The organism is Devosia insulae DS-56, from assembly GCF_000970465.2.
Taxonomy (GTDB): domain Bacteria; phylum Pseudomonadota; class Alphaproteobacteria; order Rhizobiales; family Devosiaceae; genus Devosia_A; species Devosia_A insulae.
This window is the reverse complement of sequence record NZ_LAJE02000322.1, coordinates 13,790-33,280: the sequence shown is the minus strand read 5'-3', so window position 1 is coordinate 33,280 and position 19,491 is coordinate 13,790. Positions and strand designations below refer to the sequence as shown.

Genomic DNA, 19,491 nt, shown 5'->3' with positions numbered 1-19,491 from the left:
ACTGAGCCCTTCTGCTCCCCTCCCCCCTAGGGGGAGGGGAGCAGAAGGGCTCAGTTGCCGCCGAAGATGTCACCCAACAGGTCGACCAGGGTCCGGCGCGGGCGTTCGGCCTGTGGCTGCTCCATTGGTTGCAGCGGCTGCTGCTCGAAGCCCGGCTGGGTCATGGCGCCCGGCAGTTCGGCGACCGGGATGCCCTCATGGGCCTTGGTCATGAACTGGCTCCAGATCTCGACCGGCACGTTGCCGCCCGACAGCTTGGTGCCGACATCGTCGTCGTTGCCGAGCCAGACGCCCGCCACCATGCGCGAGGTATAGCCGACGAACAGCGCGTCGCGGGCCTTCTGCGAGGTCCCGGTCTTGCCGGCCATTGGCCAGCCATTGAGCTGGGCCCGCTTGCCGGTGCCGATCTCGACGGCGGCATGCAGCATGTCGTTCATCTCGGCGACGATATTGGGTTCGATCACCCGGCCCGGACCGGCCGCCACCGCGTCGTAGAGCACCTTGCCATCGGCGGTTTCGATGCGGGTGATGACATTGGCGATGACGCCGATGCCGCCATTGGCGAACGGCGCATAGGCCGCGGTCAGCTCGAGCAGCGAGACTTCCTGGGTGCCGAGCGCGATCGAGGGCACTGCCTGCAGCGGCGAGGAAATACCCATGCGCATCGCCGCTTCCACCACCTTGTCAGGGCCGACATCGTTGGCGAGCAGCGCCGAGATGGTGTTGCGCGACAGCGCCAGCGCCTGGCGCAGCGTCATGTCGCCACCAAACTTGCCGTCGGCGTTGGAGGGCTGCCAGCCATTGATATCGATCGGGCCGTCGGTAGCGATGGTGTCGGGGGTGTAGCCCTTCTCCATGCCGGCGAGATAGACGAACGGCTTGAAGGCCGAGCCGGGCTGGCGGCGCGCCGTGACGGCGCGGTTGTACTGGCTCGCCTGGTAGTCGACACCGCCGACCAGCGCCCGCACCGAGCCGTCGACATCCATCGCCACCATGGCGCCCTGGCTGAACCCCTTGTCGGTGCCGTACTTGGCCACGGCTTCCTTGACCACGAACTCGGCCTCTTTCTGGAGGTCCCAGTTGATGGTGGTGTGGACGATCACGTCCTGCTTCACCTCGCCCAGATAGGCGGTCATCAGGCTTTCGACCCAGTCGGCGACATAGGATTCGCCGCCCACCACCTTGGTGCGCACCGTCTGGTTGGGGTCGATCGCGGCGGCCTTGGACTCAGCCGGGGTGATGTAGCCTTCTTTGGCCATGGCCGCGAGCACCAGGCCCTGGCGGGTCTTCACCGCCTCGGTATTGCCCTTGGGGTTGAGTCGCGACGGGGCCTGCAGCGAGCCGGCGAGGATCGCCGCTTCGCCCAGCGACAGGTTGCGCGCCGATTTGCCGAAATAGCGCTGCGACGCCGCCTCGATGCCATAGGACTCGTGGCCGAAGAACATGCGGTTGAGGTAGAGGTCGAGAATATCGTCCTTGGAATAGTTCTGCTCCAGCCAGACGGCGAGCAGTGCTTCCTGCACCTTGCGGCCGAGCGTCTGGTCGGGGGTGAGGAAGAGGTTCTTGGCCACCTGCTGGGTGATGGTCGACGCGCCGCGGGTAACTTCGCCGGCCTGCAGGCTTTCCAGCGCCACCGAGACGAGGCCAACCACGTCGATGCCGAAATGGTCGTAGAAGCGCCGGTCTTCGATGGCGACGAAGGCGGCCGGCACATAATAGGGCAGCTCGCGCAGCGACACCGCCTCGCCGCCGGTCTTGCCGCGGTTCGAAATCAGCTGCCCGTTGGCGGCGACAATGCGAATATTGGCGGCCCGGTCGGGCACCTTCCAGGTGTCGGCCGAAGGCAGCTGCACGGCGTAATAGACCACCACCGCACCGGCAGCCAAGGCGCCCCAGATACCAATGATGAACAGCCACGAGATCATCTTCCAGATGATCCCGAACAGGGTCACCGGACGACGTTCGCGCCGGCCGCGGGTCTTCTTCTGCTTGGGGGCACGACCGCGCGGGGTTTTGCCGCGGGGGGCGCGCTCCTGACGTTCATCGTCGACATGGATGTCGCCGTCGGAAAAACCCGGCTCGATACGGGCGCCGCGCGCCACCTTCTTCGCCGGCGCGGATCGCTCGGAACGCGTGCCCTTTTTGGGCGTGGCGCCGACACGATCATCAGGCGAGACGTGAAAATCCATAAACAGGGCCCCGGCATTCTTCTTGCGCATGGCGTATGTCCGGCAGCCGGTTCCCTAACGAGGGGCGGTATGCAGACGCCATCGGGCATCCGACCGTCTCGCCAAGCCCAAGCCAACCCGAAAACCCGGGCCTTCGACCAGCGCGGTCCCCATCGCTATCCAAGTTAAATGTGGCCGGTTTATGTGGGCTTAAGCGGGCTGACGAAGTGGTGTTGCCGCGTAGTTACAGCGTCCGGCTCAGCCGGCCGACAGCAGGTCGCCGGCTTTCAACCGAGCCACATCCCGCAACGGCGGGGCGCCGAAGGTGCGGGCGTATTCGCGACTGAACTGGCTGGGGCTGTCATAGCCGACGCGGTGTCCGGCGGTCGCGGCGTCAAGCGCCTCGGACAGCATCAGCCGGCGGGCTTCCTGCAGGCGCAGCTGTTTTTGGTACTGCAGCGGGCTCATCGCTGTAACCGCCTTGAAGTGGAGGTGCAGCGCCGAGGCGCTCATCCGCGCTTCGGCCGCCACCGTCTCGATGGCGAAGGCGTCGCGATAGTTCAGCTTGATCCAGCCGATGGCGCGGTTGACCTGCTGCAGCCGGCTCTCGGCCAGCGCAATCTGCTGGAGCTTGGTCGCCTGGTCGGAACGGAGCAGCCGGTAGAGAATTTCGCGCTTCACCATCGGGCCGAGCACAGCGAGATCCTCGGGCCGCTCCAGGAGCTTCACCAGCCGGATCGCCGCGTCGAGCAGATCGGACATGATCGGGCTCACCGTGACGCTCGGCTCGGCTTCGGCGGCCGCCGCCGCGGTGACGCCGCCGACCTCGATCAGCAATGCGCCGATCTCGGCGGCATCGAGTTCGAGCTTCATGCAGAGATAGGGCGCCTCCGGCGTCGCCTCGACCACCTGGCCGATGACCGGCGTATCGACCGAGACAACGAGGAAGTTCGCCGCGTCATAGTTGAGCACGCGGTCGCCGGCGATCACCCGCTTTCTGCCCTGCGCCACGATGCAGAGCGCCGGGTGGTGCACGGCATGCATCGGCTCGGACGGATGCGAAATCCGGACCAGCGACATGCCCTCGATCGGCGTTGCCTGAATACCATCAGCGGTTGTGAACTGTGCAATCAGGCTCTTGAGCTCATCCATGCGATCCATGGCGAATTCCTTCGTTCTCTTGTGCTGCCTACATAGCAGCTCTCGCGAGTGAGTCATCATCAATCACGGAGTTTTGGAGAATCGTGCAATCACTGTGGAGGATCGGTCTACCGCTCCAGAGGTCCCGTGCGCGATATAGCTGTCACCGCTGATGAGGAAATCGGCGGCAGAAAGCGAGGACCCAAATGAACATCGATCTCTCCAGCATTGCCCGGACCCTGCAGCCCGCGGCGCTCCTCGCCATCACCAGCAAGCTCTTGAAGCAGGTGAACGCTCAGCCGCGGCGGCCACGCCGCGAGCGGCGGAGCATGAATGGCTAGGCGCCGTGTCGCCGCGACACTCGCCGGCGTGGCGTTGATCGCCGCGCTCGCGCTGGTCGCAGGCACCACGCTCGGCCTGCCTTAGAGCATCCCTCCTCCAGCATGGAGATTCAGCAATGGGTACCAGACACGATTACACTGGCCTGTGGGTCACCGAAGACGGCGAGATCCGTCAGGCGCTTCTGCCCAACGGCCGCTATGTCGAAGCACGTGGCCACCTCGACGTGGCCTATCAGGGCGACTACCAGATCGTCGGCAACCACATCGCGTACCAGGACGATACCGGCTTTACCGCCGAAGGCGAGTTCATCGCCGGCGTTCTGCACCACGCCGGCATGGTGATGTACGCCCGGGATTGAGCCGCGAGCCTGGCGCGAGGCACGACTTGTCAAAGTCGAGCCCCGCGCCTATTTTGACGCAGATCGCGTCAAGGAGGCCGCCATGTCAGTCGCCATGCGACTCACGCAGTCCGATCCAATTTCAGCAGAAGCGGTGGCCCACAGGTTTGGGATGACCGGCGCAGCGCTGGCGCTGAGCCTTGGCCTGGGGCGCGACGCCCTGACGCGACGAGACCGAGCCGATAGCCGCAAGAGCCAGCAGCGCCTGCGGGAGATGCTGGAGATTATCGGGTTGGTGCGCGACTGGGCCGGAAGCGATCTCGCGGCGATGAGCTGGTACCGCGCGACACCAATACCCGCTTTTGGTGGCCGAACCGCCGAGGCCATCGTGAGGGACGGAAACGCGCATCTGGTGCGTGAGTACGCCGATCATCTTGCGCTCGGCGGTTACGCTTGAGGTTCGCTGGCCGGGCCTACCGTGCCATCGATCCACGCTGGTCGTTCGGACCGCTATCCGGTGATGGCGCGGCGCTGCGGGGTGCCCGCTTCAATGCCCAGGGCGTGCCGGCCCTGTACCTCAGTCTCGATGCGGTAGGGGCGGTGAACGAGATCGCACAAGGATTCGCCGGCCGCATACCGCCAACCGTGCTCTGCGAGTACGACATCGATTGTGAGGATATCGTCGATCTGCGCGACGCATTATCCCAGGAGGTGGCGGGGACCAGCGCGGATGTCCTCAACTGTGCCTGGAAACTCGTCAGCCCGGCGCCATCGCAGCAGTTGGCCGCCCGACTGATCGACGAAGGTGCGGCAGGAATCCTGGTCCCGTCCTTCGCCATCGGCGCCCAGCCGCAGCACGCAAACCTGGTGTTATGGAAGTGGGGCGCCGCCCTTCCGTGGCGTGTCGAGGTCTTCGATCCATCGGGACGACTGCCGAAGAACCAGCTCAGTTGGGCTTAGATTGCCGCGCTTGCGAACCAGAAAGTCTGCAGCTTTCCTGAAGCGCTCTGGCCTATTTCTGGTCCCAGCCGACGATGACGCCGTCTTCCAGCGTGACCTTATCGCGGTAGCGATTGGCGGCGACGGGGCGGTATTTGAAGACCTGCTTGATCTTGGTCTTCATTACCTTTTCCTCGATCGAGGCCGGCTCGCCCCAGCTGTCGCGCAGCTGCTCGGCGGTCATGCCCTGCCAGATGGTCCTGGTGATCAGCGCATCGACCAGCTTTTCGTCGCCGCCGTATTTCTGCAGCAGCCGGCTGTAGCGGCTGCGCTTGGCCAGCGCGAACGCGGCGAAGCAGAGCACCGCAACGGCGACGACGATCAGGATGCCCGCGACGACCCATTCCATCGCGACTTCCCTTACACGTCGAGGTTGGCGACGCTCAGCGCGTTGTCCTGGATAAAGTCGCGGCGCGGTTCGACCAGGTCGCCCATCAGGTTGGAGAACAGCCGGTCGTGGTCGTCGCTTTCCTTGATCTGCACCTGCAGCAGGGTGCGGACGTTCGGATCGAGCGTCGTCTCCCACAGCTGGCCGGGGTTCATTTCGCCCAAGCCCTTATAGCGCTGCAGCGAGATGCCCTTGCGGCCGACGGTGTTGATGGCGCCGAACAGCGATGACGGGCCATAGATGTCAAAGCTCTGGTCCTTGCGGGTGAGCTTGGCGACGCCGCCATAAAGGTCGGACAGCTTATCCACCGTGGCGCGGACCTTGCGGGCATCGGCGCTGGCCAGCAGTTGGGCATCGATGGCGTGGCTTTCGGTCACGCCACGGATGGTGCGGGTGAAGATCAACCCGCCCTGGCCGTCGGACACGCCACTCCAACCGCGCTCGACCTCGTCGGCGAGCCGGTCGAGCCGGCGCACCACCCGCTCGATCACCGTCGCAGTGCGCTGGGGATCTAGCAGGGCCTCGGCATCGAGGCCGCCAACGATCGCTGCCTGTTCGATCAGCGAGCGGTTGTAGCGGGTGTTCACCCCTTCGATGGCGTGGACGATCTCCCGCGCCTGCCGGACGATCGACAGCAGGTCCTCGCCGGCGTGCTCGACGCCGTCGCGGGTCTTCAGCACGGCGTCGTCGGTGCCGGTGCCGATCAGGTAATCCTCGAGGGCTCGTTCGTCCTTGAGGTACTGCTCGGACGAGCCGCGCTTGATCTTATAGAGCGGCGGCTGGGCGATGTAGATGTGCCCGCGGTCGATCAGTTCGCGCATCTGCCGGTAGAAGAAGGTCAGCAGCAGGGTGCGGATATGGGCGCCGTCGACGTCGGCGTCCGTCATGATGATGATCTTGTGGTAGCGCAGCTTGTCCGGGTTGAACTCTTCGCGGCCGATCGAGGTGCCGAGCGCCATCACCAGGTTGCCGATCTGCTCGGAGCCCAGCATGCGATCGAAGCGGGCCCGCTCGACGTTGAGGATCTTGCCACGCAGCGGCAGCACGGCCTGGGTGTAACGATCGCGGCCCTGCGAAGCGGAGCCACCGGCGGAATCACCCTCGACGAGGAAAATCTCCGACTTGGCCGGGTCCTTTTCCGAGCAATCCTTGAGCTTGCCGGCGAGGAAATTGACGTCGAGCGCCGACTTGCGGCGGGTGAGTTCGCGCGCCTTGCGGGCGGCTTCACGCGCCGCGGCGGCTTCCGCCACCTTGCCGACGACGGATTTGGCCTCGGCCGGATGTTCCTCCAGCCACTGCTGCAGCTTATCGTTGACGCCGTTCTCGACCACCGGGCGGACTTCGGACGAGACCAGCTTGTCCTTGGTCTGGCTGGAGAATTTCGGATCCGGCACCTTCACCGAGAGCACGCAGGTCAGCCCTTCGCGGATGTCGTCACCCGAGACCTCGACCTTCTCGCGCTTCAGGATGCCGCTCTCCTCGGCATATTTGGTGACCTGCCGGGTCAGCGCCGCGCGGAGGCCCGCCAGGTGCGTGCCGCCATCGCGCTGTGGGATGTTGTTGGTGAAGCACAGCACATTCTCATGGTAGCTGTCGTTCCACCACATCGCCACTTCGACGGTGATGCCGTCACGCTCCGACGCCAGCATGATCGGCGCATTGATCAGCGGCGTCTTGGCGTTATCGAGATAGCGCACGAAGGCTTCCAGCCCGCCCTCATAGTGGAGCTCGATCTCCACCGGCTCGGGATGGCGCAGGTCCTTGAGGATGATGCGGACGCCGGAATTGAGGAAGGCGAGCTCGCGCAGCCGGTGCTCCAGCGTCTTGAAGTCGAACTCCACCATGGTGAAGGTTTCGGTCGAGGGCAGGAAGGTGACCAGCGTGCCCGAGCGGCCTTCATAGGTGCCCGGCTGACGGTTCTGCACGTAGGTGCCGACCTGCTTGAGCGGCGCTACCGCGTTGCCGTGCGAGAACTCCATCTCGTGGACTTCGCCGTCACGGCGGATATTGAGCTTCAGCGACACCGACAGCGCGTTCACCACCGAGACGCCGACGCCGTGCAGGCCTCCGGATACCTTGTAGGAGTTCTGGTCGAACTTCCCGCCGGCATGCAGCTGGGTCATGATGACCTCAGCCGCCGAGACGCCTTCTTCGGCGTGGATGCCGGTGGGGATGCCGCGGCCATTGTCGTTGACCGAGACCGAGCCGTCGGCATTGAGCTGGACCGTCACGAGGTCGGCATGGCCTGCCAGTGCCTCGTCGATGGCGTTATCGACCACCTCATAGACCATGTGATGCAGGCCCGAGCCGTCATCGGTGTCGCCGATATACATGCCAGGGCGTTTGCGCACGGCATCGAGGCCCTTCAGGACCTTGATGGAATCGGCGCCATATTCGTTCGGATCGGAGGGGGTCTCGGAGGTGCTCAAGGGGGTCCCGAATCAGGTCAGCAGGTCCGCTGGAATCGGTCTAGCGGATCGGGTGCTCATACCCAAGGGAAATGGCTATTTTTAGCCCGTTTTACAAGGCTTAGGGGCTGGGTTCCCCAACCGAGCGAATAGTCAGTAGCGAGTAGCGAATAGGGGCTTCTTTCCCTACTCGCTATTAGCTACTCGCTATTCGCCTGGCCCTCGCGCCAGCCGTCCATCCTTGACGATCACCCGCTGGGCGCCGTCGGCCAGCGCCTCGAACAGCATGGGGTCGGTACCGGTCATGAAGCACTGGGTGCCCAGGCCGTCGAGCGCGGCGAACAGGGCGGCGCGCCGGCCGGGGTCGAGATGCGCCGCCACCTCGTCGAGCAGCAGGAACGGGGCGATGCCGGCCGAGCGCTTGACCAGCCGGGCATGGGCGAGAATCAGCCCGATCAGCAGCGCCTTCTGCTCGCCGGTCGAGCCGAGCGCCGCCGGCATATCCTTTTGCGCATGGCGCACTTCGAGGTCGATGCGGTGCGGGCCGACCAGGGTGCGCCCGGCGGCGCGATCGAGATTGCGGTTCGACCGCCACAGCGCCCGCAGGTCGGCTTCGAGCGCGGCCGACGACTGGGCCTCATGCCGGTCTTCGAACAGCGGCGTCAGCGCCAGCCGGGCGGCGGGAAAGTTGGCCTCGTCGACCCCAGCCGCGATCAGCGCCTGCAACTCGCCGAGGCTGTCGGTGCGGGCGAAGTGCACAGCCGCCGCGGCGGCTGCCATCTGCGCTTCGACCGCATCGATCCAGATCGGATCGGCATCCTCGTCGAGCAGCCGGTTGCGCTGCCGCATGGTCTTTTCGAAATCCGACACCTGGGCCGAATGGCCGGGCAGCAGCGTCGTCACCAGCCGGTCGAGGAAGCGTCGGCGCTCGCTGGCCGGGCCGGTGAACAGCCCGTCCATTGCCGGGGTCAGCCAGAGCACCCTGAGATAGGCGCTCATCTCCTCGATGGTCCTGGCGTTCGCTCCGTTGATGCGCACCCGCCTGCCACCTTCCGGCCCGCCGGCACCGGTGCCGATATCGACCGGCCCTTGTGGCGTTTCGACCGTCACTGCCACGGCCCACAGCCCGTCCGAGCCCTGCGCCGCGACGTCCTCGAACGGCGCGCCGCGTAGCCCACGACCGGGTGACAGCAGCGACACGGCTTCCATGAGGTTGGTCTTGCCGGCGCCGTTCGAGCCGACCAGCACCAGATGCCGCCCGTCGAGATCGAGCGCCGCCGACGCATAGTTGCGGAAGTGAGAGAGGCGGAGCCGGGAGATGTAACGAGAGGTCATCATGAGCGAATGGTGAGTAGCCAATAGCGCGTAGGGAAAGAAACCCTATTCGCTACTCGCCACTGGCTATTCGCTGGTCTTGTCACACCCGCATCGGCATCAGCACGTAGAGTGCCTTGGCGTCGCCGTCCTCGCGCACCAGCGTGGGTGAGCCGGCGTCGTTGAACAGGAACACGGCGTTTTCCGAGCGGATCTGGCCGATAATGTCGAGCAGGTACCGGGCGTTGAAGCCGATCTCGAAGCTTTCGGGCTCGAACTCGACGGCCAGCTCTTCGCTCGCCGTGCCGTGGTCGGGGTTGGTGACGCTGAGTTCGAGCTGGCCTTCCTTCATCGACAGCTTGACCGCCTTGCCGCCGCGATCGGACGCGATGGTCGAGACGCGGTCCACCGCCGTGGCGAAGGTCTGCTTGTCGACATTCATCTGCTTGTCGTTGTTCTTGGGCGTCACCCGATCATAGTCCGGGAAGGTGCCCTCGATCAGCTTACTGAGCAGCACCACACCACCCAGGGTGAAGCGGATCTTGGTGTCGGAGAGCTCGACCTCGACGTCGCCTTCGGCGCCTTCGAGCAGCTTCTGCACTTCGGACACGGTCTTCTTGGGCACGATGATGCCCGGCATGCCCTTGGCTCCGGCCGGCGCGTCGGACTCGGCGCGCGCCATGCGGTGGCCGTCGGTGGCGACGGCGCGCAGCGTCGGGGTGCCGCCAACATCCAGCATGTGCATGTAGATGCCGTTGAGATAGTAGCGCGTCTCCTCGTTGGAGATGGCGAACTGGGTGCGCTCGATCAGTTCGCGCAGCGTCGGCGCGGCAATCGGGAAAGTGTGGGTGAAAGTGCCGGACTTCAGATCCGGAAAACTGTCGGGCGACAGGCACGCGAGGTGGAAGCGCGAGCGGCCGGAGGTCACCAGCAGCTGCTCGGCGCCTTCGTTCTCGAGCCGCACTTCGGCGCCGTCGGAGAGTTTGCGGACGATTTCGTAGAGTGTGTGGGCGGGCACCGTGGTGGTGCCGGCCTGGCCGACCATGGCCGGCACGCTTTCGGTAACCTCGATATCGAGGTCGGTGGCGCGCAGGTCGAGCTTGCCGTCGGAGGCCTTGAGCAGCACGTTGGCGAGAATGGGGTAGGTATTGCGGCGCTCCACCACCCGGTGAACGTGCCCCAGAGACTTGAGCAGATGGTTGCGCTCGAGAGTGACTTTCATAAACCCAAAACCCCTACCCCAGACAGTCCGTGCCCGGTCAAAACGCGGCAAAACCCAGCGGAAACCGGGCTGCGACATTACAATCCAAGGGGCAAAAGGCAAGGGCGCGCAGGGCCGCAGGCCGGCTATCCCTAGAGAAAATGCGTCTGGGGCGCGGCTCGCGCCGCCAGTCAGCGTTTCTCGCCGTTGAGCGCCCGCTCCATGGCTTCGAGGCGCCGTTCGGCGTCCTCGGAGTCGAGGCGCGTCAGCATCTCGTGCCAGGCGCGGTCGGGCGGCAGCGGCTGGGGTTCAGGACGCGCCCCGAGGTCGAGGCGCTTCAGACCTTTTTTGATCCGCAGCAACAGCCGCGGGGCAATACGCGATGTCGGCAACGCTACAACTCACTAGAAGACCCTACTGGGTCAGAACTCAAACAGCCGCCGAATGGTTCAGCCGGCGGCGCCCTCTCCCGGAGGAGAGGGCCGCAAATCTTACTCTTCGAGCATGCGCTTCAGGAGCTCAATCTCCTGCGCCAGCTCGCCGTCGTCCTTGATCATCTGCTCGACCTTGCGGACCGAGTGCAGCACCGTGGTGTGGTCGCGGCCGCCGAAGCGCCGGCCGATTTCCGGCAGCGAGCGCGAGGTCAGGGCCTTGGCCAGATACATGGCGATCTGGCGCGGGCGGACCACGTCGCGCGAACGGCGCGAGGAGAGCAGGTCGTTGCGCGGCACCTTGTAGTGGCGCGACACGATGCGCAGGATGTCCTCGATGCGGACGCGGCGGGCGTCGCGCTGGCGCACCAGGTCGGCCAGCGTGCGCTCGGCCAGAGCCACGGTGATCGGCTCCTTGGTCAGCTGGTTGGCGGCCAGGAGGCGGTTCACCGCCCCATCAAGGTCGCGGCCGTGGCTCACCACGACACGCGCCACATAGTCGAGCACCGCCGGCGCGAAATGCGCATCGGAGAAGCGGGAAACCGCCTGCTCGGCGCGCCGGGTGACGATGGCGCGGCGAAGGTCGAGATCGAACGAGTTGATCGGCACCACCAGCCCGCCCGAAAGGCGCGAGCGGACGCGCTCATCGAGCATTTCGAGGTCGCGCGGCGGCGCATCGCCGGCCACCACCACCTGCTTGGCGCCGGTGAGGAGCGTGCCCAGCGTGTGGCCGAACTCGGTGGCGGACTTGCCCTGCAGGAACTGCATGTCGTCGATCAGCAGCAGGTCGACGCGGCGCAGCCACTCCTTGAAGCCGAGCGCCGACTGGCGCTGCACGGCGGTGATGAAGTGGTACATGAAATGGTCGGCGGTCAGGTAGACGATGTTCCGACCCGGCTCGGCCGCCCCGGCGGCCCAGGCGATGGCGTTGAGCAGGTGCGATTTGCCGAGGCCGACGCTCGAATGGATGTAGATCGGGTTGAAGCTGACGGTGTTGTTGGCGGCCGCATGGGCCACCTGTTTGGCCACCTGCAGCGCCATCTCGTTGGCTGAACCGACAACGAAGCTGTCGAAGGTCATCTTCGGATCGAGCGCGGAGCCCGAGAGCGCATCACCACGCGGCGCCGGCGCAGCCGCCACCGGCTCGCGCACGGTGCGCGGGGTCACCGGAATGGCGGGAACTTCGGTCTCGACAGTTTCCGTGGCGGCTTCCGCCTGATGCAGGCGTGGCCGGGCCTGGCCGTTGACGCGCACGGTGAAGTGGAGGCGAGCAAGGCCGGCGGCCTCGGCGCGGAACGCCTCGAGAATCTTCTCGGCGTAGTTGGACTGGACCCAGGACGACAGGAATCGGGTGGGGACGCTCAGATGGGCGAGATCGTCGACGATCTCTTCGAGCTCCAGCCGGGCGAACCAGGAGTTGAACACATCCTCGCCGACGGCGGCCTTGAGCCGGGCGCGGACCCGCTGGAACAGTTCGTTCGAACCGAGTGGCTGGCCGTCCTTGCCCATCATTATCATTCCCCCCTTGTCGCCGCCCTGCCCCTTTCCGTTACCTCTATCCGATACCCAATCGGCACGACCCGCCGCCGCGTTCATCGCCATCGTGTGTGACCCCAAATCCTGTTCTATGCTGCCCCGCAGTGGGCACAGCGCCGCCAACCTAGCTGCCCGTTTTTCGGACAGACCTGTCCTGCCCGCGAACTTCGCCGCGGTTCAGTCTAACCAATCATTCAAGTGAGCCGAGTCGCTGATCGCGCCCGGACTACCGCAACGTCTTACGCAGTCGTAAGACTACAACTAATACTAATCAAACCCGACTACGAATGGAGTTTCCCCAAGACTGCCGGCTGCGTCCATACCGCCTCAGCCACGATCTCAAAGTTCAGCATTCCTGCCAGTCATGTCGCTCCATTACTCGGTTCTGGCGCCGGGTGTTCCTGAGCGACGAGGGGCATCTTAGAGGGGGGGAATTTTCCAATCAACGGGGGTTTTTTGCCTAGAGGGGGTTGACTCGCACCCTTCGCAAAAACCTTTCCGCGGCACTTTGTCCGGGTCGAAATCCAAGGCGCTGTGACTCAAGGGGGAATCGGGGTTTCGTGAAGTTTTTTGCGGTTTTGGAATTGTGGCAACGCTGCCCGGAAATCGACAATTCATTCCTGACAGGCAGATGAAATTCTGATGACAGGCCCCGGCAAAGCCCCGGAAACGCAGGGCATTCGCGAGGGGATAACTCTTCACCCAGCTGTCGCAATGCTGTCACACTGGGCGCGCCCATTCCCGGCACGACGGAACGGGTTCATCAAAACAGAAAAGCTCCCCGGAGGGAGCCCTTCACATTCACAAAGCTGTCACGAAACCGTCTTGACGACGGTTGGCGCTCGGCGGCCGATCAGGCCTGCAGAGCCTTCACGCGGGAGTTGAGACGGCTCACCTTGCGGGCGGCCACATTGGCGTGGACGATGCCCTTCTGCGAGGCGCGGACGATCTCGGGCTCGGCGGCCTTGAGAGCGGCGACGGCAACCGCGTGGTCACCGGCAGTGATGGCTTCCTCGACCTTGCGGACGAAGGTGCGCATGCGCGAACGGCGCGACTTGTTCACTTCGGTGCGGGCCGCGATCTTGCGCGTGGCCTTCTTGGCGGAAGCAGTATTGGCCATCAATTCCTCTTTGGCGCTCAACCCACTGGCTCAGCCGGAGCCGATTTTCCAGGGGCGATGAAAATGAAATCGGCGGCAATCTCGGGCCGCCAAGTTGGGCGCTGTATAGTCGCGACAACCGGGGACGTCAACTGGATTCCCCGGGGTGGCGCGGTTGCACGCGGATGCGGGGAATGGGGAGTAGCGAGTAGCGAGTAGCGAGTAGCGAGTAGCGAGTAGCGAGTAGCGAGTAGCGAGTAGCGAGTAGGCGATCGATCGAGCTGGCGTCCACCAACCCCTATTCGCTATTCGCTATTCACCATTCACATTCTAGTGCTGGCACACCGGGCAGAAGAAGGTCGAGCGACCCGACTGCACGATGCGCTTGATCACGCCACGACAGCCCGGCGTCGGGCACGGCTCGCTCTCGCGATCATAGACGGCGAAGCGGTGCTGGAAGTAGCCGGAGTTGCCCTCGGCATTGCGGAAGTCGCGCAGGGTCGAGCCGCCGGCATCGATCGCCTCTATCAAGACGGTGCGCACGCCATCCGCCAGATCCTCGAGGCGCTTCGACGGCTTGCCCGACTTCAGCACCAGGGTGCGCGCCTCGATGTCGGGGCGAATATGGGCGCGGTGCAGTGCTTCGCTGACATAGATATTGCCGAGGCCCGCCACCACGCGCTGGTCGAGCAGCGCCGCCTTCATCGGCGCCTTTTTGCCGGCAAAGCGCTCGGCCATCTCGGCGGCGTTGAAGGCGTTGGACAGCGGCTCGGGCCCCAGCCCTTCGAGATAGGGGCTATCGGCCTCGTGCTCATAGAGGTCGACGAAGCCGAAGCGGCGGGCGTCGTTGTAGATGAGCTTCATCGACCCGTGCTCGGGATGGGTCAGCTCCAGCACCAGGTGGTCGTGCTTCCGGTCTTCGTCGGGCTCGTAGTAGCGCGACGGCTCCTTGAACTTGAAATCCTCGAAGCGATAGGCGCCGGTCATGCCCAGGTGACTGAGCCAGGTCTTGCCGGTCGACAGCCGGAACAGCAGGTACTTTGCCCGCCGTCCGGTGCTCTCGATGGTCGCGCCCTCGAGCGCCGCCTTGAAGCCCTCGGGGAAGGGGAAGCGTAAATCCTTGCGGTTGAGCGTCACCTTGTCGATATGCGCGCCCGTCACATAGGGCTCGAGCCCGCGGCGGACGGTTTCGACCTCTGGCAATTCGGGCATCAGGGGCTCCCTTATGAGAGCCCCTGATGTGGCTGACGCTCGGCTTCAGCGCAAGTAGCGGCAGGGGATGTGGCCGAGCCTCGGCTTCAGCGCAAGCCCCGCCGCTGGTGGAGGGCGAGGCTCCTACTCAGTCGTCGTCGTCGGACGAGTTCGAGCTGGAGTTCGACGACGAGTTGGAGCTCGAGTTCGAAGAGCTGTTCGAGCTGGAATTGGACGAGCTGTTCGAATTGGAGTTCGAGGAGCTGTTGGAATTCGAGTTCGATGAACTGTTCGAGTTCGAGTTGGATGAGCTGTTGGAGTTCGAGTTCGAACTCGAACCCGATGGCACCCAGCGCCCATCATCGAGCGACCACCAGCGGCCGCGGAAGTAGCGGCGGTCGTCATCGTCGGCGACGCGCAGCCGGTCGGCCAGCGGCGCCGGCTCGAGCAGTTGCGCGGCCGGAAGCGGCGCGGGTGCGGCCTGCGCCCCCGATGCCGCCGCCACCAATGTCGCGAGCGCCAGGCTCGTGATCACGATTGTCTTGGCCATGAGATGTCCTTCTCTTTCGTGGATCGAGGTGCCGGGGTTTCCAGCGACCTCGGAAGGCTAGGACGGGGGCGGCGCGGGTCTATTCCCGGCGATATTTTCGCACGATCGGGGAATAAACGCCGCCGCCGGCGCGTCTCGCCCGGAAGACCATTGCCCGAGGAAACGCCATGCTGCTGTTCACCCCGCCGAGCCAGAAGATCGAGTTTCTCTGCACTCCCGAAGACGAGGGGGTGATCGCGCCGCCGGTGCCCGGCAAGGCGCACCTGCCGGACTGGTTCCGCAAACTCCCGGCGGTCGACAAATCGAAATACGGCACCAGTGACACCGGCCTCACGGTGAAGCGCTGCATGCCGTTCATCGACGCCATGACCACCGGCTATATCCTGCCGCTCGCCGCCACGGTGCGGCTCGAGATCCGCGATGGCGGCCAGACCGTCACCGCCGGCTGGGACTTCGACAAGACCATGGTCAGCAATCACGGCACGCATCAGGTGGCCGGCCATCCGGCGAGCCCGATGCCACCCTGCAAGTTCCACAATTACTGGTCGATCCGCACGCCCAAGGGCTGGAGCTGCCTGTTCGTACCGGTGCTCAACCGCGCCAACCCGGTGTTCGAACCGGTGGCGGGCGTCGTCGACACCGACAGCTACACTGCGCCGGTACATTTCCCGTTCTTCGCCACCGCCCCCGACGGCATCTACGAACTCGAGAAGGGGACGCCCTTGGTGCAGGTGATCCCGTTCCGGCGCGACAGCACCGACCTCAGCCTGTCGGTGCGAGCCGAGCAGCCCGGCGAGGCCCTGGAGCGGCAGCGTGTGGCGCGCAGCACCACAGCCTACACCGGCTGGTACCGCAAGTTCGCCCGGGCGCAGCGGTGAGGCTGGGCTCGGTGGACGAGGAACGCCGATGCTACCTCCCAGAAGGCGGGGCGATCGCATCCTGAGAAGCCACCGGCCGTTGTGTGAGTGCCTTCTCCCCTTGTGGGAGAAGGTGCCCGAAGGGCGGATGAGGGGTTCTCTCCGCGTACTGTGTCGCTCGTCGCTTACGCTCCGACCGCGCTACACTTCGTTGCGCGGACCCCTCATCCGGCCTTCGGCCACCTTCTCCCACAAGGGGAGAAGGCCACCGCTCTACCGTCGGTGGCCCCTCAGAAACGACTTACGGCTCAACACGGACTGCCGACCTGCACCAGTCCATCGCCGAACACCGGGTCCCGCCCGGGCTCGCCGAGGTCGATGCTGGCTCCGGTCAGCGCGGCCTGCAGTTCGGCCGGCGTCGCATCCGGCAGCCGGCGCTTGGCCACGGCCAGCGCGGCGGTGACGAACGGGGCAGCGAAGGAGGTGCCGGTCTGGGCTCGTACGCCCCGCACCGAGGCGGCCGTGGCGATGCCGACCCCGGGCGCCGCGAAATCGACATGCGCACCTTGGCCGGCTCGCCGATAAACCCGGCTCGCCCGGTCCACCGCCGTAACCGCCACGACGCTCGCATAGGCCGCCGGGTACCGTGGTCCGGAGCGCGGGCCGTCATTGCCGACCGCGGCGACGATCGGGATGCCGGCCAACTCGGCATCGGCGACTGCGCGCTCGATCAGCAGGTTCGCCGGCCCGGCGAGGCTGAGGTTGATCACCTCGACCTCGGCCGCCATCAGCGAGGCGATGGCGAGATAGAGGCCATAGGCATCGGCCCGCTCGTCGCGGCCGGCCAGCACGAAGGGATCGGCAACCCGTAATTTTGCCCCCGGCAGCATTCCCGGCACGCGTCCCCTGGGATCGCCGACCAGCAGCGCCACCACCGCAGTGCCGTGCTTCAGGCCTGATGGGTCGGCGGCTCTCGTCGCTCGCCGCGCTCGATGCCTTTCTCGGCAGCATCGATGCCGGCCCGCCGCTACCGCCGGATGCGGAGGCCGAGGCGTTGGCCCGGCCCTGACAGACCACTTGCAGATCCTTGCAACCATGCGCCCGTTTCCCGCATGGCAAGCATCCGCCCCATCCGCTATAACGCCGGCAATCCGGAGACAGAGCATGGGCGAGACCACGCATTTCGGCGAACAGACGGTCGCCCTCGACGACAAGCAGGGCCTCGTCAACGAGGTGTTCCACCGCGTCGCCGATCGCTACGACCTGATGAACGACCTGATGAGTGGCGGCGTGCACCGCGTCTGGAAAGACGCCATGGTGGCGCGGCTGGCGCCGCCCAAGCAGGGGAGCGTGCCCTACCGGGTGCTCGATATGGCCGGCGGCACCGGCGACATCGCCGAGCGCATCGTCAACGCCTCGGTCGGCTATGCCGAGGTCACGGTTTCCGACATCAATGCCGACATGCTCAGGGTCGGCGAGGAGCGTTCGCACAAGTGGCGCTTCCCGGCCCAGGTGAAGTTCGTCGAAGCCAATGCCGAAGCGCTGCCGTTCGAAGACGAGAGCTTTGACGCCTATACCATCGCCTTCGGCATCCGGAACGTGCCGCGCATTCCGCTGGCGCTGAAGGAAGCGCAGCGCGTGCTGAAGCGTGGCGGGCGGTTCCTCTGCCTCGAGTTCAGCCAGGTCGATACCCCGGTTTTGTCGGAGGTCTACAAGGCGTTCTCCGACCGGGTGATTCCGCCGATCGGCCGCGCCGTCACCGGCGATGCACAGCCTTACCAGTACCTGGTGGAATCGATCCGCAAGTTCCCGACCCCAGAGCACTTCAGCAAGATGATTGCAGACGCCGGGTTCAAGCGAGTTACCCACACGCCGTTCACCGGCAACATCGCGGCGCTGCACGCGGCCTGGAAGCTCTGACGCCATGGGGCTCGCCGCCTATTTCCGGCTGGCCCGGGCCGGCTTCGTATTGGCGCGCGAAGGCGCGCTGTCGATCTTCGACAATGATGCGCTGCCGCCGGTGATGCAGGCCGGGGTGCGCTTCGGTCGGCTGTTCGAACGCGGCGAAGTGAAACGCTCCGGCCGGGTCGAGCGGCTGACCCGAGCGCTCAACCGCCTCGGCCCGACCTATGTTAAGCTCGGCCAGACCCTCGCCACACGCCCCGACATCGTAGGCGCGGATGTGGCCGCCGATCTCGCGGTGCTGCAGGACAAGATGGACCCGTTCGACGACAAGCTCGTCCCGGGCCTCCTCGCCGAAGCGCTTGGCGCACGCGCTACCGAGTTCACGGATTTCTCGGCGCCGGTCGCGGCCGCTTCCATCGCTCAGGTGCACAAGGCCACCCTCACCGATGAGGATGGCCGGCGCACCGTGGCGGTGAAGATCCTCAGACCTGGCATTCGCGAGCGCTTCCACGCCGATATCGAGAGCCAGTATGCCGGCGCAAAACTCGCCGAGGCCCTGGTGCCCAAGCTGAAACGGCTCCGGCCCGTCGACGTGGTGGCCACGCTCGACCGCTCGGCCCGCATCGAGCTCGACCTCCGACTCGAGGCCGCGGCGATCTCCGAGTTCTACGAGAACATCAAGGATGATACCGGCTTCGTGATCCCCAAGGTGATGTGGGATTTCACCTCCGATACCGTCCTCACCACCACCTGGGTCGATGGCATCCCGATCCGCGACAACGCGGCGCTCGATGCCGCCGGAGTCGATCGCAAGGCTTTGGCGAAGAACCTCCTCCAGGCCTTCCTGCTGCACACGGTGCGCGACGGCTTCTTTCACGCCGACCTGCATCCGGGGAACCTGTTCGCCGACCCCAAAACCCAGAACATCGTCGCTGTCGATTTCGGCATCATGGGCCGCATCACCCGGCGCGAGCGGCGCTTCCTCGCCGATATCCTCTACGGCTTCATCACCCGCAACTATCGGCTGATCGCCGAGCGGCATTTCGAGATCGGCTATGTGCCGCGCAGCCAGTCGATCGACGAGTTCGCCCTGGCGCTGCGCGCCATCGGCGAGCCACAGCATGGCCGCCGCGTCTCCGACATCTCGATGGCGAAGGTCTTGGGCCAGCTGTTCGCCACCACCGAGCTGTTCGAGATGCAGACCCGGCCGGAGCTGATCCTGCTGCAAAAATCCATGGTGCTGGTCGAAGGGGTGGCGCGGGCGCTCGACCCGGAGCTCGATATCTGGACCATCTCGGAGCCGATCGTCGGCGACTGGGTGCGCCGCTCGGCTGGCCCGCTCGGCCGGCTCGAGGAGCTGAAGGATCACTTCGACACCGTGGTGATGACGCTGGGCCGGCTCCCTGCCATCGTCAACAAGGCCGAGACGGCACTCGAGGACTATGAACGCGACAAGAACTCGCCCGATCGCAAGTTCAACCGCTTCATGCTGGTATCAGGATTCTGGCTCGCCGCGGCGGTGCTGCTGGTCGCCCTGTGGCGGCTGCTGGGACTGTGATTTCAGCTCGCCGTTCCGGGACGCCGTAGCGCCCAGTGGGGGTAGGCGGCCGGTGAACGACGGTTCA

General features: G+C 65.3%; 18 protein-coding genes and 1 pseudogene. 7 read left to right on the top strand and 12 right to left on the bottom strand.

Features of this window, described 5'->3' with window-relative positions; translation table 11 throughout:
• Positions 1 to 50: 50 nt before the first annotated feature.
• Both VW23_RS21675 and VW23_RS21670 read right to left on the bottom strand, forming a co-directional pair.
• The gene (locus VW23_RS21675) at positions 51 to 2,219 is read right to left on the bottom strand and encodes a transglycosylase domain-containing protein (RefSeq protein ID WP_069911573.1); all 2,169 of its coding nucleotides are present in this window, start codon (positions 2,217 to 2,219) and stop codon (positions 51 to 53) included.
• A 207-nt stretch (positions 2,220 to 2,426) separates the two neighbouring features.
• Positions 2,427 to 3,329: an AraC family transcriptional regulator gene (locus VW23_RS21670; protein ID WP_069911572.1), complete on the bottom strand. Its 903-nt coding sequence runs from the start codon at positions 3,327 to 3,329 to the stop codon at positions 2,427 to 2,429.
• Positions 3,330 to 3,514: 185 nt separating this feature from the next.
• On the opposite strand from VW23_RS21670, the gene VW23_RS29705 reads away from it, so the two are divergent.
• The 4 genes and pseudogenes from VW23_RS29705 (at position 3,515) to VW23_RS21655 (ending at position 4,947) form a co-directional block, all read left to right on the top strand.
• A complete protein-coding gene (locus VW23_RS29705) occupies positions 3,515 to 3,649 on the top strand; it encodes a hypothetical protein (RefSeq protein ID WP_280139000.1) in 135 nt (44 codons plus the stop codon).
• 128 nt (positions 3,650 to 3,777) lie between these two features.
• Positions 3,778 to 4,008: pseudogene (locus VW23_RS21665) on the top strand (Atu4866 domain-containing protein); the annotation flags it as partial.
• Between the two features lie 82 nt (positions 4,009 to 4,090).
• Positions 4,091 to 4,444, top strand: a complete 354-nt coding sequence (locus tag VW23_RS21660; RefSeq protein WP_069911571.1) for an antitoxin Xre/MbcA/ParS toxin-binding domain-containing protein — start codon at positions 4,091 to 4,093, stop codon at positions 4,442 to 4,444.
• Complete coding sequence (locus VW23_RS21655; protein WP_069911570.1) at positions 4,441 to 4,947, top strand: RES family NAD+ phosphorylase; 507 nt, start codon at positions 4,441 to 4,443, stop codon at positions 4,945 to 4,947. The genes VW23_RS21660 and VW23_RS21655 overlap by 4 nt, the downstream gene beginning before the upstream one ends.
• A gap of 52 nt (positions 4,948 to 4,999) precedes the next feature.
• Here the strand turns inward: VW23_RS21655 and VW23_RS21650 are convergent, their stop codons facing one another.
• From VW23_RS21650 to VW23_RS29120, 9 genes are all read right to left on the bottom strand, one after another.
• The gene (locus VW23_RS21650) at positions 5,000 to 5,335 is read right to left on the bottom strand and encodes a hypothetical protein (protein ID WP_069911569.1); all 336 of its coding nucleotides are present in this window, start codon (positions 5,333 to 5,335) and stop codon (positions 5,000 to 5,002) included.
• An 11-nt stretch (positions 5,336 to 5,346) separates the two neighbouring features.
• A complete protein-coding gene (gyrB, locus tag VW23_RS21645; protein WP_069911568.1) occupies positions 5,347 to 7,803 on the bottom strand; it encodes a DNA topoisomerase (ATP-hydrolyzing) subunit B in 2,457 nt (818 codons plus the stop codon).
• Positions 7,804 to 7,989: 186 nt separating this feature from the next.
• Positions 7,990 to 9,120, bottom strand: a complete 1,131-nt coding sequence (gene recF / locus VW23_RS21640) for a DNA replication/repair protein RecF (protein WP_084646363.1) — start codon at positions 9,118 to 9,120, stop codon at positions 7,990 to 7,992.
• A gap of 79 nt (positions 9,121 to 9,199) precedes the next feature.
• A complete protein-coding gene (gene dnaN, locus VW23_RS21635) occupies positions 9,200 to 10,318 on the bottom strand; it encodes a DNA polymerase III subunit beta (RefSeq protein WP_069911567.1) in 1,119 nt (372 codons plus the stop codon).
• A 170-nt stretch (positions 10,319 to 10,488) separates the two neighbouring features.
• A complete protein-coding gene (locus VW23_RS21630) occupies positions 10,489 to 10,689 on the bottom strand; it encodes a hypothetical protein (RefSeq protein ID WP_069911566.1) in 201 nt (66 codons plus the stop codon).
• Positions 10,690 to 10,788: 99 nt separating this feature from the next.
• On the bottom strand, positions 10,789 to 12,240 hold the full coding sequence (gene dnaA, locus VW23_RS21625) for a chromosomal replication initiator protein DnaA (protein ID WP_244513693.1): 1,452 nt from the start codon (positions 12,238 to 12,240) through the stop codon (positions 10,789 to 10,791).
• A gap of 877 nt (positions 12,241 to 13,117) precedes the next feature.
• On the bottom strand, positions 13,118 to 13,384 hold the full coding sequence (rpsT, locus tag VW23_RS21620; protein WP_055047341.1) for a 30S ribosomal protein S20: 267 nt from the start codon (positions 13,382 to 13,384) through the stop codon (positions 13,118 to 13,120).
• Positions 13,385 to 13,693: 309 nt separating this feature from the next.
• A complete protein-coding gene (gene mutM, locus VW23_RS21615) occupies positions 13,694 to 14,575 on the bottom strand; it encodes a bifunctional DNA-formamidopyrimidine glycosylase/DNA-(apurinic or apyrimidinic site) lyase (RefSeq protein ID WP_069911565.1) in 882 nt (293 codons plus the stop codon).
• 127 nt (positions 14,576 to 14,702) lie between these two features.
• Complete coding sequence (locus VW23_RS29120; RefSeq protein ID WP_084646362.1) at positions 14,703 to 15,104, bottom strand: hypothetical protein; 402 nt, start codon at positions 15,102 to 15,104, stop codon at positions 14,703 to 14,705.
• A gap of 167 nt (positions 15,105 to 15,271) precedes the next feature.
• Between VW23_RS29120 and VW23_RS21605 the strand changes: the two genes are divergently transcribed.
• The gene (locus tag VW23_RS21605; protein ID WP_069911564.1) at positions 15,272 to 15,982 is read left to right on the top strand and encodes a DUF6065 family protein; all 711 of its coding nucleotides are present in this window, start codon (positions 15,272 to 15,274) and stop codon (positions 15,980 to 15,982) included.
• A 287-nt stretch (positions 15,983 to 16,269) separates the two neighbouring features.
• Here the strand turns inward: VW23_RS21605 and VW23_RS21600 are convergent, their stop codons facing one another.
• Positions 16,270 to 16,893 (bottom strand): S8 family serine peptidase, encoded by a 624-nt coding sequence (locus tag VW23_RS21600; protein WP_244513692.1) that lies wholly within the window; start codon positions 16,891 to 16,893, stop codon positions 16,270 to 16,272.
• A 232-nt stretch (positions 16,894 to 17,125) separates the two neighbouring features.
• Here VW23_RS21600 and ubiE point away from each other — a divergent pair, with 232 nt between their 5' ends.
• Both ubiE and ubiB read left to right on the top strand, forming a co-directional pair.
• Positions 17,126 to 17,881, top strand: a complete 756-nt coding sequence (gene ubiE, locus VW23_RS21595) for a bifunctional demethylmenaquinone methyltransferase/2-methoxy-6-polyprenyl-1,4-benzoquinol methylase UbiE (protein WP_069911562.1) — start codon at positions 17,126 to 17,128, stop codon at positions 17,879 to 17,881.
• A 4-nt stretch (positions 17,882 to 17,885) separates the two neighbouring features.
• Positions 17,886 to 19,424, top strand: a complete 1,539-nt coding sequence (ubiB, locus tag VW23_RS21590) for a 2-polyprenylphenol 6-hydroxylase (RefSeq protein ID WP_069911561.1) — start codon at positions 17,886 to 17,888, stop codon at positions 19,422 to 19,424.
• Positions 19,425 to 19,491: the final 67 nt, after the last annotated feature.

What these genes read in the sequence shown, in the direction of transcription:
- ubiB (WP_069911561.1), top strand. Translation starts at nt 17,886, where the DNA reads ATGGGGCTCGCCGCCTATTTCCGGCTGGCCCGGGCCGGCTTCGTATTG.
- VW23_RS29120 (WP_084646362.1), bottom strand. Translation starts at nt 15,104, where the DNA reads ATGGCCAAGACAATCGTGATCACGAGCCTGGCGCTCGCGACATTGGTG.
- rpsT (WP_055047341.1), bottom strand. Translation starts at nt 13,384, where the DNA reads ATGGCCAATACTGCTTCCGCCAAGAAGGCCACGCGCAAGATCGCGGCC.
- ubiE (WP_069911562.1), top strand. Translation starts at nt 17,126, where the DNA reads ATGGGCGAGACCACGCATTTCGGCGAACAGACGGTCGCCCTCGACGAC.
- mutM (WP_069911565.1), bottom strand. Translation starts at nt 14,575, where the DNA reads ATGCCCGAATTGCCAGAGGTCGAAACCGTCCGCCGCGGGCTCGAGCCC.
- VW23_RS29705 (WP_280139000.1), top strand. Translation starts at nt 3,515, where the DNA reads ATGAACATCGATCTCTCCAGCATTGCCCGGACCCTGCAGCCCGCGGCG.
- dnaN (WP_069911567.1), bottom strand. Translation starts at nt 10,318, where the DNA reads ATGAAAGTCACTCTCGAGCGCAACCATCTGCTCAAGTCTCTGGGGCAC.
- VW23_RS21675 (WP_069911573.1), bottom strand. Translation starts at nt 2,219, where the DNA reads ATGCGCAAGAAGAATGCCGGGGCCCTGTTTATGGATTTTCACGTCTCG.
- dnaA (WP_244513693.1), bottom strand. Translation starts at nt 12,240, where the DNA reads ATGATGGGCAAGGACGGCCAGCCACTCGGTTCGAACGAACTGTTCCAG.
- VW23_RS21605 (WP_069911564.1), top strand. Translation starts at nt 15,272, where the DNA reads ATGCTGCTGTTCACCCCGCCGAGCCAGAAGATCGAGTTTCTCTGCACT.
- VW23_RS21660 (WP_069911571.1), top strand. Translation starts at nt 4,091, where the DNA reads ATGTCAGTCGCCATGCGACTCACGCAGTCCGATCCAATTTCAGCAGAA.
- VW23_RS21670 (WP_069911572.1), bottom strand. Translation starts at nt 3,329, where the DNA reads ATGGATCGCATGGATGAGCTCAAGAGCCTGATTGCACAGTTCACAACC.
- recF (WP_084646363.1), bottom strand. Translation starts at nt 9,120, where the DNA reads ATGATGACCTCTCGTTACATCTCCCGGCTCCGCCTCTCTCACTTCCGC.
- VW23_RS21650 (WP_069911569.1), bottom strand. Translation starts at nt 5,335, where the DNA reads ATGGAATGGGTCGTCGCGGGCATCCTGATCGTCGTCGCCGTTGCGGTG.